Origin of the sequence: Solibacillus sp. FSL W7-1472, assembly GCF_037969775.1 — a bacterium.
In the GTDB taxonomy this organism is placed as follows: domain Bacteria; phylum Bacillota; class Bacilli; order Bacillales_A; family Planococcaceae; genus Solibacillus; species Solibacillus silvestris.
Genome location: NZ_CP150208.1, coordinates 652,467 through 666,606, shown reverse-complemented (window position 1 = coordinate 666,606; position 14,140 = coordinate 652,467). Strand labels below are relative to the sequence as shown.

The following is a 14,140-nucleotide window of genomic DNA, read 5'->3' as shown; positions in this document are numbered from 1 at the left end:
TACAAATTATTGTATAATTCAACCACTAATAAAATCTATATAAAAAAGGCTGTAGAAAAACCAAATTAATTGGTCTTTCCACAGCCTTACGACTAAAGGTATTTAATTATTTTTAGATCTTAAAGATTTAAAGCTGAAACAGTAGCAGTTGCTTCTGTGAAGTCTAATTTGTTACCTTTTAAGTCTTTTACATCGATCGTTGTAGCTGGTTTAACTGTGATTGTTTTATCTTTATCAGCAGTTTCTAATGCATCCGCAAGAGTGATTACTAATTCTTTAGAGTTAGTAGTAGCTGCAGTTGTTGCAGTAACTTTTTCAGTTCCAACATATACATCGAAGTTTGAAGTACCAGTAACATTTACATTTTCAGAGAATGTTACTTTTAATTGATTAGTAGCAGTAACTTCTAATTTAGCTACAGTAGGGACTACGTTTTCCACGATGTTTACATTAGCTGCGAAAGCCTTCATAGCGTTACCAGTAGTAGTTTTTACACCTGATACTGTTACATAATGTAATCCAGAGAATTCATTAGAGTTTTTAGCTAAAGTTACTTTTACAGTTGCAGTACCTGAGTTGTTAGTTAATTGAACTTTTTCAACTTTAGCGCCTTCTACAGTGTAGTTAGCAACGTTTAATGCAGAAGTAGGTTCAACTTCTTTATCAAAGTTAACAATTAATACATTGTTATCACTAACATCTTGAGTTACTGAAATTGAACCAATCTCAGAATCGTTAGCTGTACGAGTGAATTTAACTTCTTTCTTAACAGAGTTGTTGTTGAATAAGTCAGTTACTAAGCCTTCAGCTAATTCTACTGTGTAATCAGCAGCAACTAAACCAGTTAACTCCATTTTAACTTTGTTAGATTTTGTAGCCGTTTCATCATATAAAGTTACATCAACAGTATCTGCCGAAGTTAATGCAGAAGTTACATAATTCACAACTTTAGAGCCAGTTAAGGCAACTGTAGTTGTAGGTACGATTACGTCTTCATCGTATGTTACTACTAAATATTCTTTACCGTTGATTTTTTCTACAGCAGAAGAAACAACTTTAGGAGCTACGATATCTGCATCGAAGTTCACAATTTTTGTAACTGATTTACCAGCTACATTGTTAATTCCAACAAAATCGCTAATTGTAACATCTTTAAGACCTGTAATTGTGTTATCAATTTTAACGTTAACAACTTTAGCATCTTTTTTGCTGATGCTTACTTTAGCTGCATCAACTGTTGTGCCATCAATTTTAACTGCAGGTTTTGTTTTTAATGCTTGGTCAAAAGAAATTTCTAATTCTAAAGTTCCTACTTTTTTAATAGAAACAACTTGAGCTTCTTCTTTGTTAGAAGTGTCTAATTTAACAATTGTTGATACAGGGTTTGGAGAAATTAAGTTACCAGCAAAGTCAGTTAAACCAACAAATGATAATTTGATTTCTGCATCAGCATCTTTAGTATCTAAACCAGCTAAGCTAATTGTAGCTTTACGTGGGTTATTTGCATCAATTTCAAATTGTGCAGATGTTAATACTGCTTTAGAAGCAGCTTGTAATTCTTTACCATCAACACGAGCAGCAGATAATGCAAATGTGCTGTCTTTAACGATTGGCTCAGAGAATTCTACAACAGCAGTTTGAGTATCAGTGTAAGAAACACCTACTAAAGCTGGGCGTACTGAATCTTTAGCTGTGAAAGTAGTAGAATAAGCAGCTAATTTGTTTTTAGCATCTTCTTTTGCAACAACTGTGTTATTAGCAATTGTAAATGCATATTGACCTTCGAATTTTTCATCAGCAGCTACGCGGATAGTTAAAGATTTACCATCTTCACTTAAAGTAGCTTTTAATGAATCAGCGCTAGTTACTGTAGCAGCAGTTACACCATCAGTTGATAATGAAGTAATAGAGAATACGCCATTTACTAATGTACCATTTGATTCAACTACAGTTGAAGCTTTTACAGGGTTGTTGAATTTCACAACTAATTCAGCAGCGTTTGCAGCTGATACTGAAGATACAGCTAATTCTTTAACAACATAAGTTACTGTAGTAGTATACTCTTTTTCATTGATTGTGAAAGTTACTTCAGTTGCTTCATTAGCTTCTAAAGCTTTTTCTAATTTTACAGTGTGTTTAGTATCATCAGATAATGTTACTGATAAAGTTTTAGCATCTACTGCTACTGCTTCTTTAACAGTTAATTCAACTACTGCATCAGTGTTGATAGTTTTGTTTAAGAATGAAGCAAACTGACCACGAGTTACTGTGTTTTTAGGGTTGAAGTTTTCAACTACAGTAATACCTAAGTCACGTAAAGCTTGGATTGCTTCACGAGCTTCTGCTTTAGCAGTTGCTAAGTCAGCAACTTTAACGTCTTCGATTTCAGTAGCTAATTCTACTAAAGTAGTATCGTTGATTGCTTTGAAAGCGCGATCTAGAACTAGAGCCATGTTTTCACGAGTGATTTTACCAGAAGCGTTTAATGCACCGTTAGAACCGTTGAATACACCAGTATCAGCTACTAATGCAGCATATTTTACTAATTCTTGGTCTTTAGCATCAACAGCTACATCATTGAAACGAGCTTTTGTTGCGTAGTCAGCTGGGATTTCGAAACCTTGAGCTTCTACCCATTTACCTAACATTTTTACAACTTGGCCGCGAGTTAGTTCTTGGTTTGGTTTGAATGTGCCGTCTGGGTATCCTTGGATAATGCCAGCATCAACTAATGCGTTGATGTTCACAGCATGTGAGTTTGTGTCAGCAACGTCTGAGAATCCAGCAGCAGAAGCTACAGGAACGATTGCAGATGCTACAAGAGTAGCTGTAGCAGCAGCTGCTACGAATTTAGTATATTTCTTAGGTTGGTTAGCCATAGAATGATTTCCTCCAATAAAAACAATTTTTTATCATTTTAACAAATGTTGTCTCGTATATTACGATAACATTTATAAGTATATTAGTAAGATATTTTAATGTCAATGCTAATTTAGGAAATATAAAGCAACCTCCCCAACACTAGTTACATCAATACTTTAGTTGTCAGAACTTTAAGTAATATTAATTGGTAATAATTAATTCTCTTGGCAATAATTAGTTTTTAAATATAATTTTATTGTTTTATGAATTATATTAATTGGTATTAAAATGGTACTTTTATGACTTCCTTATCAGTATATTAATTACATATATTGAATATAAATCCTAGATAAGGCAAACCATTAACCTGGGGAATTAGAACCTTATTCTATATAAAGGAGCAACTTCGTATACTACACAAAAACAAAAAAGCCATCTCTAACGCTAGAGACAGCTTCCCCCTTTACTATAATAATACCAACCCAGCTACAGCCCCGGTAACAACGACAATCCACGGCGGCATTTTCCAGTAAGCAAGCATGCTGAATAACACTACGGCTAATGCAAAATCCTTCACTTCCAAAATCGAACTCGTCCAGATTGGAGAATACAATGCCGCAATTAAAATACCGATAACCGCCGCATTCATATCCATGATGACACCTGTAATTTTCGGATGGTTGCGTAGTTGATCCCAAAACGGAAGTGCCCCGATTACCAAAAGAAACGCTGGTAAAAATATAGCAACCGTCGCGACTACCCCACCTTGCCAGCCATTCATGACCGTTCCTAAATAAGCGGCAAATGTAAAAAGTGGACCTGGTACTGCCTGTGTAACACCATACCCTGCTAAAAACGCTTCTTCACTCATCCAACCTGTTGGGACAAATTCCTTTTCCAGTAATGGCAGCACGACATGTCCCCCGCCAAAAACGAAGGAACCGGAGCGGTAAAAACTATCAAACATTGCCACCCAATAAGAACCTGTCATCTCTTTCAATAAAGGTAAAACTACCAGTAAGCCAACAAACACAACAAGGCAAATCGCTCCAACCTGTTTAGAAACCGGAAAACGCGAATGTACCACCCCACCCTTATTCTCCTGTTCCAGCAAAAGAAACCCTATAAATGCGGCAATCAAAATAACCCCTACTTGGCTAAAAGCAGTTTGCCAAAGAAGCGTCACAAGTAATGCCACTATCGCAATGGCCTTTCTTTTCAAATCAGGTGTCAGACTTTTAGCCATCCCGATAATTGCATGTGCAACGATCGCCACTGCCACAATTTTTAATCCATGAATCCATCCGGCATTACCAACATCAAAACCCGTCATAAGTAATGCGAATGCGATAAGTACTACTACTGATGGAAATGTAAATCCAATAAAAGATGTAATGCCCCCTACTATTCCAGCGCGCATAATTCCAATGCCGATTCCCACTTGGCTGCTAGAAGGTCCGGGCAGAAACTGGCATAGTGCTACTAAATCGGCATAGCTTTTTTCATCCATCCACTTTCTTCTGCGTACATATTCCTCATGAAAATAACCTAGATGAGCAGTCGGTCCACCAAAGGATGTTAGTCCTAAACGTGTAGAAACTAAAAATATTTCGATAAGTGATCTGATTCGATTTTGCTTCGTTGAATTCATCGCCAGTTAACTCCTTAAGACTATTTTAGAAGTGCAACCTTCTATATTTACTTTCCGCCTTACTTAAAAGTAGCACTTCTCTCTTGCTACACATAGATTATTTCTTATTATTTACATACTTTTTACACTTACTTTGCAATAAGGATTATAATTAAACTAGATTTCTATTACACTGTTAATATATGTGTTATTTTCTTCAAGTTAGGGTATTAATCATATGTTAATAAAATTATTGAGGTGAATTTATGTTCGAGTACAAGTTTTGGCATCATCTTTCGCACCCATCGCAACTCATACATAATATTGAACGTAGCGAAGATCAGAGACTATTAGGGTATCGGAGAGTTTTGCTGGCTATTTTTAGTTTTACATTACTGTTCTTTATCATTCGTAATTTCTGGGGGATGAATACAACCGATTTAACAGCACTACTTGTAAATGGTGAAGGAGATTTGTATAGTTTCGCCAGACTGATGTCTTTAATCGGTGCGATTCTAGCAGGTATTTTATTTTTTATCATTCATTATTATGTCATTACATATTTGATTCATTTACTGACAAATATTGATTATGGCTGGATTCGAAAAATACAGCTTTACGTCATCTTCTTTGTTGTTCTTGAAAAACTGCTGACGGTGATCATCTTTGCGATAGCAGGATATTCTACTCAGTTTACTATGTTTTCACTGGCACCTATGATGGCATACGTATATTATCATGACTACTTATTGTTCTTCCTGAATCAATTAACAGTTGCATCGATAATTACGGTATGGATTCAATACATATTTTTATCGAATTGGACAGATCGACCGAAAGCGTTGCTGTTTAAGTTAATACTTATTCAAATTGTATTGGCATCGCTTGTTGCGCTATATAGCATTCTTCCTGTTTTAACTTGGATTGAAGGGTGGCTTGGTCTGTAATGCGTATGACGAAAAAAGTGAAGATCTTTAGTGCAGTTGCCTTATTGTTTTTGTTGGTGAACGGTTATTTATTACTAAAAGACAACGATATTATTATGAAAAACTACTATATAAATAATGTGCAGTTTGCCGTAGCCGATTATCATGAAAAAGTTTTGGAAACCGATGCTGTGGTTGCAGCGAAGCAGGAGCATTTCATCGCAGCGCCTGTACAATCGATTAGCGAAGTGCTCGTTACACAAGGGCAAAGTGTCAGCCTATTAACGGAGCTAGCCATTTATAGACCGGAAGAGGCCGAACGTGAAATTACACGCCTTGAGACGGATCGCGATGCGTATGAAAACGAGCTATCAGAATTGGAAAGAATCGTTTCCGATTTACAAAATGAAAGCAACAATTCTTCACCGAGTACTGCAACTGATTCAACAACCCTTGGTGACAACGATATCTGGAATATTAATTTAACGCTAGAGCTTGGCATTGAACAAAATACGCCAACAGCAGAAGGTATTGCGATTATCCAACGTTCGATTGCGGAAACAGAGCGCCAGATTACTATTTTGGACAGTATGATTTCCCAGTTAAGTAACAATAATTCCTTAACTACACCAGTTGACGGGATTGTTAAAGAGATTGTGCTTGAAGGCGATTCGATCATTTTCCAAATTCAATCGCTTGAGAAGAAGTTTGTTGCATATGTGAAACATGAAGACTGGAAGGAAATCGAAATCGGTCAAAAGGCTTCAGTAATATTAAATGAAGGCAAAGAAGACGAGCTGATCATTGATGGAGATGTACTGGAAAAACAGCAAATTCCTGCACGTGATTCCATTGCATTTAATGAAATGAAAAAGAACGATAAAGTAAAGCCGGATGATACGGTGTATGAAGTTAGCATTGAACCAACTGACTTATTAACGGAAACACCAATTGGTACTCTTGCCGATGCAACAATTACAACATTTGAAGCAAATGACAGTTTCCAGGTTGATGAGAATTGGCTTGTGAAATATGAACAAGACAGTACAGAAAACCTCATTTATGCAGTCGGAGAAGATGGGAAAACTAGATTAGAACCGGTTGACCTACTATTCAAGCATAAAGCGGAAATTGAGCAAGATGAATTCATGTATGGCGAGCCAGTTGAGGAAACTGTTGATGAGGAAGCCATTGAAGAGGAAGCTGTAGTTACTGAACCACGCATCCGAACTGTTGAACTCGAAGATTCCAAAAATGAGGATACAGCGAAGGACAAGGATTTAGAAGACACAGCGGTATTTACAGCACCAATCGCACCACAGCAAATTTTCATTGACGGAGACGAAAAAAATCTGTTCGCCCCTACCTTCAGACCGTATCCATTACGTACGTTTGAATGGACGTATGTTGATGCAACATGGAAAGACGCTCTTTGGTATTTAATTAAATAAAACAAACAATAAACGGTGGGACATGCTCTTCTTTCCCACCGTTTTAATATGTATACAGAACACTGTGTTTTACTGCCTTTCTGTACGGGTAAAGACATAAAAATAAAAGTGACGGAAAATAGAAAAGGAGTCGAAACGAATGAAAAAAAGAATAACAAAAAGTTTCATAGCTACTACTTTGTTCGCTTCCGCATTATTTATAGCGAATGATGAAGTGTTGGCGAAAAAGACTTTTTATGATGTAGAAAACAGCCAGAATTCCCATACTGAAGCCATCCAATATTTAAATAATTTAAATGTGTATGATTATAAAAGCGGCAATCAATTCAATTTTAGCAAACCTGTTTCACGGGCAGAAGCATCGAAAATTCTCCAAACAATTCTTTCAAGCGATTCGGCCCTGGCCATTCCAAAAGTACGTTCTTATAACGGAAAGTTTAAAGATGTAACGAATTCGACTCCTTTTGCACAGGAAATTATTTGGGCATATGAATCAGGTATTTTTGACGGGGACGAATACGGCAATTTCAATCCGGATCAGCCAGTAAAACGCTCGCATCTATCTAAAATTTTAGTAGAAAGCCTGAAACTGAACGGCGGTACGAAGGTCAGCTTTAAAGACGTTTCAAAATCCAGCTCGTACTATGACTATGTAAATATTTTGGCGAGCCACGGTATTACGACCGGCAATGAAAAAAATCAGTTTTTACCGAACAATAATGTCACAAGTGCGCAAATGGCAACATTTTTATTTCGGGCACTGAGTTATAAAACGACTGGTGAAGTAATCAGCGAACCAGCGCCTCCTACTGCTGAAAAACCTGAAACTGCTACAGCAACGTATAATAGCGAATATGACTTTGCGTGGAAGCAAACAGGAAAAAATTCGGACTTTGAATTAGAAGGTGTCGATAACAATAGGATTGTTGCACGCTACATGACAATGCAAGGAAAAAGCTTCTTCGGTGCACAGGACCTGCAAATCGGCATAAATAATGCAAGCGATGTAAAAGCGAAGTACGGAACGAAAAACGCAAATGTACAACGCGAAAATATCGTTTACAATACGCAAGCTTCCAATGAATATAATTTCTATTTAATAGATGACTATTACGTAACGTTTTTCTATGATATTCATAAAAAGAATGTTATTCGCTCCATCCTTTATGTCCATAAAGACTATGAAGTGAAGAAAGATGGCTATTACGGCGATATATCGGATACACAAAAACATTCCGAACAGCTGATGGTCGAGCTGATGAACCAGGCACGTGCCGCTGAAGGCGTTCATCCACTAACACACTCACCGCAATGGGCAACGATTGCACGAAAACATAGTAAAGATATGATTGATAACAACTATTTCTCTCATACAAGTCTTTCAGGTAAAATACCATATGACCGTATGATCAGCGGAGGTATGAGTGAGTCCGAGCTGAGAACATGGGGCGAAAATATTTCGTATGGTCACTACAATGTCATTTACGCCCACGAAGGCTTTATGAACAGTAAAGGACATCGAGACAACCTACTGCAGCCTGCCTATAACAACGCGATCGTAGGCCTGGAGTACAGCAGCAAAAAGGCCCCTTATTTTACGATCAATTTCTATTAAACTAATAAATCCAGTCCCTCTAATTATAGAGAGACTGGATTTTTAAATTATACATTCGTTACTTCCACACGGTTCCGTCCGTTTTCTTTTGCTTTATATAAAGCCTCATCCGCTTTTTCGATGATGTTCTTCATCTGGACGCCGTGTAGTGGATAGTTTGCAATACCCGCTGAGAATGTAAGAGGTTTTCCTGCAGGACTGATAATTTGTTGAACATTTCCCCGTAATAATTCAACGCGTTCATATGCTTCTTCAACCGTTGTTTCTGTAAAAACAAGAATAAACTCTTCTCCTCCGTAACGGCAAGCTAATTCATTTTCTTTTAAAGATTCTTTTAATTTACTTGCTAATGCTTGCAGTACTTTATCCCCTACGATATGTCCATGTGTATCATTAATCGATTTAAACCAATCCACATCCAGCATGACGAGCGTATAGTCTTTTCGTTGTTCAGTAAGCAATTGTATTTTCTTTTCGAAAGTAGCACGATTCAATAGATTTGTCAGTGAGTCAATTGACGTTTCTTCTTCCAGTGTATTCACTTTTCCATGTAAAAACGAAAAACTGTGGATGAGTGCTTCTTGTATTTTATACACTTCGTAATACCATGCCCGTATTTCCTTCAGCTTTTTCATCTCTTGCTCTTTCACACTGTTTTCCGATATTTCCGCTATTCTTTCAAGAGGACGAACAATCTGACTGGCCAACAAAAAGACGACAATCGTTGACAATATAATGAATGGTAAACCGATTTTTAACACACTTACCACCTGTTGCCCAACCATACTAAGCGCTGCATCATATGGTGTTTGCACGATAATTCCCCACCGTGCCCGGTCACTCTGGCTGAAACCCGACAGCATCGGCTGATCAAGTGTATTAACAAATGTTAATGCACCGTGTTTTTCATTTAATAAACGGGCGACGACTTCATTTTCCGAAGCATCTGCTCCTAACCGCGCTTTATTCGGATGATAAATAATTTTCCCTCGCGTATCGATCACGTAAACATAAGAGCCATTTTCATAAGGGTGCTGGCCGAGAATCGACTCAAAAATATTCGATTCATATAAGTAGATATTCCCGCTTAAAACCCCTTTAAATGCTCCTTGCTCATCAAAAATCGGCATGGAAATAACAATCAATTTACGTCCGGTTGGCGAAATAAACGGATCTGAAATGAAAGGCTTATATTTGTCATAGTTTTTCAGTTCTTTTAAGAAAGGAATATTTTTTCCAGCTTCACCGAGAGTTTGAGGTGCATTCACCAAAACATTTTCTTCCGCATCAACAATGAGAACAGAACTAAACGTATCACCACGTAAATAAAGACGATTCACTTCTTCTTGCAATTTATTTATATTATTAAAGTTATTTGCGATCTCTGCTGCACTATAACTTAATGTGTTAGTGGAATTAGCAATAAATTTATCGACTGTTTCCGCTAATTTCAGCGCGTAAACCCGGTTATTTTCCAGTGTCTGTTCCTGCATTAATTTCATATTGCCTTTGTAGGTACTATACACACCGACTAGTGTAGAAAGTATAAAGGCAAGTGCAATGACTGAAATAAATAAATATTTTAATTTAACGATATTTCGTAACGAAAACATTACAATCTCCTAGTCCAAATATAGGCATGTATATTTGTTTTAATATAATTGCTAGTATTATAACATAGCATGACTAACACTATTTCGGCTTGTGTACTATATTTATGACAATCTTGTTAGGGATTTATGTATTTAATCAGTAAAAAAGCATCACCAAGTCATTTTACTGATTTGGCGATGCTGTTCGTTATCAATTAATTAAACTCAATCGTCTCTGGTGATGCTCCTTTTGTATACGTAATATTCGCATCGGATGGCAAATTGCGTATTTCTTTCACATGATTACCTTCAATGATTATTTTACCGATTTTTGTACCTTTAAAGTCAATAATTGCATTTCCTTTTTTAGGGCTGATTGTTACCGTTTTATCTGCAAATCCAACTCCGTGGAATTCTGCATATTCACTAAATACCGCAATACCGTTTTTAATATCTGTATTCTCACCCAGTGTAAGTGAAATACTTGGGCGGTTCATAATTAACTTGCCTGTTTTATAGTTGTTATAATTGTACACATTTTCCGGTATGATCGGCTCCGGTGTTTCTTCTTTACCAGACTTCAAATCAATCTGAACTAGTACCGGATCATGGTCAGATGCACGGCCCTGCGCTTCCATAAAGTTCGCATTAATATGAATCATATCAATCTCCGTTAGTTCTGCAAGATTGTTCGATACTAAAATGTGATCCAGTACTTGGTTGTTTCCTTGGAAATAGTAGCTGAAGCGATCTTCCACAGGTGCCTTGTCGACCATATTCGTCAAAACGCCACCTTTTAATGTTTCAAGAGCCGGTGTAAATTCAAAGTCATTCATATCACCCGCTACAACAATGTTAACGTCCGGATCTTTTGCAAGACCTTCATCGATAAAGTCATTGATTACCTGTGCAAGCTCAATACGCTCCGGTTCAGATCCTAAAACCGGTGGCTGTGTTGGACCCCATAATGAATCGTCTCCACCTTTAGAATTTAAATGTGCACCAATAACGACAATGCGCTCTTCCTGGAATTCAAATTCCGCCGCAATCGGTTTACGTGTATCTTCAAATTTTGAAGGATCCACAAACCCTGGATTCAATGCAAGGCTGCCCTCTTCTGTCCATGCATTCGCCTGCTCACCTGTTCCATTTGGCCCTTCAACAAGTGATACACGTTTAGGGTTGTACAAGTACCCTACACGGATATTTCCGCCTGGTGCACCACCGCTTGTATTATCGATCGGCATAACATCAATCCAGTCATATTGAGGACCACCCGCTACTTTAATTGCGTTAATTAATCGCAAATAACTTTCTGATGCATCGGCATTTCCTGAATCTGTTTGACCGTCATTATCCTGTACTTCCACTAATGTAATAATATCCGGTGACTTCATATTATTTACAAATGTCGAAGCAATTTTTGCTGCTTTTTCATTGGATGTATTATCCTTGTTATTCGAAAAGTTTTCAATATTATAAGATGCCAAGTTCAGCTTGTCCGCTACCGGATCAAGATGCGTTACTTCCTGCTGAATGTTCGCCTTTGTTACTTCCGGGAATACTTTATTCGTATTCAGGCGGTAACCGTCAGAGAAGTTTTCCACAAAACCGATCAGCGCATTATTAAAGCGATCTCCTGATTCATAGTTTTTGCCTGTTACCCCTTCAAGCATAATCTTTTCAGGGTTGTAATCATCATCAGCAATATTTAGACCGCAATTGTCATTAAACGTATTGTTTGTTGTACCAGGAACGACGATTGGTGAATCATTGTTATACATCGGTCCTACTACTCTTGCTTCAGGGAATGAGACAAGCATGTATTCGATTGACTCCCAGAAATCAATTCCATCTTCGTTCGGGTCAAAAATGGCAAAGCTGTCATTATCGATAATTCTGTTTGGAGGGAATAAATCTTCACCGATAACAAGTGTTTTAGGAACAGCTGCCGTTCCTGTTTTTTCAATCTCAGTAGCAGCAATTTGCGTATCTTTTAAACGCGTATTTCCCCCGGCTTCCGTTACATTACCGGTTACTTTCACTGCATCTCCTACTCTCAAACCATGCGATGATTTGTTCACTTTAATTGCTGTTGATTTCACACCATCGAACGGTGTATTTTCTTGCATAATGAAGTTAGAACCGTCAATTACAAATGTTACGACACCATCTACATCGTTTACTTGTAATCCTGCATACGGAGAAGTATGGTTTGCCCCTTGAATTTCGCTGATTGTCGCATTGTCCGTATCAATAATCTCGTACACGAATGTTGCAACTGTACTGTTCGTTAACCCGTCTTTTACACCAATAGCTTTAATCGTCATCGCATCATTAACAATGATTGGTTCCGTATATTCTGTACTTGCTGTAGTTGGTAGTGAACCATCCACTGTGTAATAAATTTTCGCACCTTCTGTAATTGTAGAAAGTGTTACACTCGTGCCGTCTGTTACACCACCTGTAGATGAAGCTTGGATATCCTGGACTTTAGTTGTATCTTCAATAATACGGATTGGAAGAAGCTGATGGTTTGTATATTGACCAACAATCCCTGTAATTTCCCCGTATGTTTTTCCATTTACTAAACCTGAATCTCTTGTTTTATCATAAATCGCAAATGATCCAGCTGTGTCTGTTCCTGTGAAGTTTTGACCAAAACCGGTAATTGCAACATCTTTCAATGTAACTAATCGTGACTCATTGTCTTCTGCAATTCCTTCACTCGTAATAAATTGCGGTTCGGGTAAAGTCTCCGCTGTTGGTGTACCAACAAGAGAAATATTCTTTAACTGTTTAAGCCCGCTGTATTCATCAACTGTCCCTTGAACGGTAACAAGGTCTCCAACTTTTGCTGTAAGACTGTCCGCTGGGTAAATCGCAATAGCTACACCCGTCTCGTCCTGAATATGAGCTGTCGCTGTTTCAAGTTTTGCAGTGACAATCCCTGAAACGATTATTTCCTCACCGATTGCTTTATTGCGTGCCTCTTCAATTGAGATGGCTGTTGGTTCCATTTTAATTGTGTAGGCAAATGTTGCAACTTCGCTATTGTCCAAATCTGCTACTGTCGCAAATGCTTTGATCGTCGTTGCTTCATTGATAACAATACCTGTTGCTCCATCATAAACCGTACTTTCTGTCGTCGGTTCAGAACCATCCGTTGAGTAATAAATCGTTGCATTTGGCGTAGCCGATGATAGTGTTACTTTTGTACCTGCATAAACTTCGCCTGTTGCTGGGGAAGCTTTGACAGTTGCTGCTTGTGTTGGTTCTTTTGGGTCGGGTGTATCATTACCAACAAACTTTATAGAAGTTGGTGTCTTTAAACCCGCATGATTCCCAAAGTATTTTTCCAGTGAACCAGTTATGACTACTTTTTTACCAAGATTGCTAGGATTCGTTTTTAAACCAAACTCGGCTCTAATTGAAGCAGGTGAATTTGGCAATTGAATGTAGAGCATTTTCTTTACATCGGTTTCACCCGGCGTGTCCGCGATGGCAATATTCGTATCAGTTTCAGCTTCTACTACATAGGAAGTTTCACTTTTCGCAAACCCCACTATATAACCTTCTACTGTTACATCCGGCTTAACTGAAGCTGGATCAAACTGACTGATTGCTTCATCAATTCCGATAGCCCCTGTAGCCTCTGCTTCTACAACTGCAAAATAAGGCAAAATCATAGAAATTACCAGTAAAAATGATAACGCAATTTTGGAAATGTAATTGAGTCCACTATTCTTCATTTGTTTAGCTCCTTATAATTTTTTATATCTCAAAAAAAGCAAACCCTTCTTTATTTAATTAAGGGATTTGCTTTGGGAGATTAAATGAATAGGTGTTACTTTTAAAAATGTCTCTTATAATAAGAACACTTACATACTTCATTACATCATTTGAATATTAAAGTTATATTTATCCAATGTTTAAATTTTATTAAATTTCAGAAATATCCAGTAGAGGCAATTCTCCTATTATATTAATTGGGGTCTTATTTCTCATTAGTGGTATCTACTTAGTGTATATTTAATTCTACTTATCCCTTAAAATTTCTACCT

Annotated in this window: 7 protein-coding genes; 3 read left to right on the top strand and 4 right to left on the bottom strand. The window is 37.5% G+C overall.

All coding sequences use genetic code 11. The features are described from left to right. Window positions 1-119 precede the first annotated feature (119 nt). Together MKY07_RS03245 and MKY07_RS03240 are read right to left on the bottom strand one after the other, a co-directional pair. Window positions 120-2,879 (bottom strand): S-layer homology domain-containing protein, encoded by a 2,760-nt coding sequence (locus MKY07_RS03245; protein WP_339263802.1) that lies wholly within the window; start codon window positions 2,877-2,879, stop codon window positions 120-122. A gap of 449 nt (window positions 2,880-3,328) precedes the next feature. Continuing rightward, window positions 3,329-4,513: a chromate transporter gene (locus tag MKY07_RS03240; RefSeq protein ID WP_339263801.1), complete on the bottom strand. Its 1,185-nt coding sequence runs from the start codon at window positions 4,511-4,513 to the stop codon at window positions 3,329-3,331. Window positions 4,514-4,758: 245 nt separating this feature from the next. Here MKY07_RS03240 and MKY07_RS03235 point away from each other — a divergent pair, with 245 nt between their 5' ends. The 3 genes from MKY07_RS03235 (at window position 4,759) to MKY07_RS03225 (ending at window position 8,484) form a co-directional block, all read left to right on the top strand. Next, complete coding sequence (locus tag MKY07_RS03235; protein ID WP_339263800.1) at window positions 4,759-5,439, top strand: amino acid transporter; 681 nt, start codon at window positions 4,759-4,761, stop codon at window positions 5,437-5,439. Continuing rightward, window positions 5,439-6,869 (top strand): HlyD family secretion protein, encoded by a 1,431-nt coding sequence (locus MKY07_RS03230; protein WP_339263799.1) that lies wholly within the window; start codon window positions 5,439-5,441, stop codon window positions 6,867-6,869. Before MKY07_RS03235 ends, MKY07_RS03230 begins: the two co-directional genes overlap by 1 nt. Before the next feature lie 139 nt (window positions 6,870-7,008). Further along, complete coding sequence (locus MKY07_RS03225) at window positions 7,009-8,484, top strand: S-layer homology domain-containing protein (protein ID WP_339263798.1); 1,476 nt, start codon at window positions 7,009-7,011, stop codon at window positions 8,482-8,484. Window positions 8,485-8,531: 47 nt separating this feature from the next. Here the strand turns inward: MKY07_RS03225 and MKY07_RS03220 are convergent, their stop codons facing one another. Together MKY07_RS03220 and MKY07_RS03215 are read right to left on the bottom strand one after the other, a co-directional pair. Beyond that, complete coding sequence (locus tag MKY07_RS03220; protein WP_339263797.1) at window positions 8,532-10,097, bottom strand: sensor domain-containing diguanylate cyclase; 1,566 nt, start codon at window positions 10,095-10,097, stop codon at window positions 8,532-8,534. Between the two features lie 194 nt (window positions 10,098-10,291). Further along, entirely contained in the window at window positions 10,292-13,828 is a 3,537-nt protein-coding gene (locus tag MKY07_RS03215) for a chitobiase/beta-hexosaminidase C-terminal domain-containing protein (RefSeq protein WP_339263796.1), read from the bottom strand. Window positions 13,829-14,140 lie beyond the last annotated feature (312 nt).

Coding starts and splice junctions, on each gene's coding strand:
- MKY07_RS03240 (WP_339263801.1), bottom strand. CDS start 4,513: ATGAATTCAACGAAGCAAAATCGAATCAGATCACTTATCGAAATATTT.
- MKY07_RS03220 (WP_339263797.1), bottom strand. CDS start 10,097: ATGTTTTCGTTACGAAATATCGTTAAATTAAAATATTTATTTATTTCA.
- MKY07_RS03235 (WP_339263800.1), top strand. CDS start 4,759: ATGTTCGAGTACAAGTTTTGGCATCATCTTTCGCACCCATCGCAACTC.
- MKY07_RS03230 (WP_339263799.1), top strand. CDS start 5,439: ATGCGTATGACGAAAAAAGTGAAGATCTTTAGTGCAGTTGCCTTATTG.
- MKY07_RS03245 (WP_339263802.1), bottom strand. CDS start 2,879: ATGGCTAACCAACCTAAGAAATATACTAAATTCGTAGCAGCTGCTGCT.
- MKY07_RS03225 (WP_339263798.1), top strand. CDS start 7,009: ATGAAAAAAAGAATAACAAAAAGTTTCATAGCTACTACTTTGTTCGCT.
- MKY07_RS03215 (WP_339263796.1), bottom strand. CDS start 13,828: ATGAAGAATAGTGGACTCAATTACATTTCCAAAATTGCGTTATCATTT.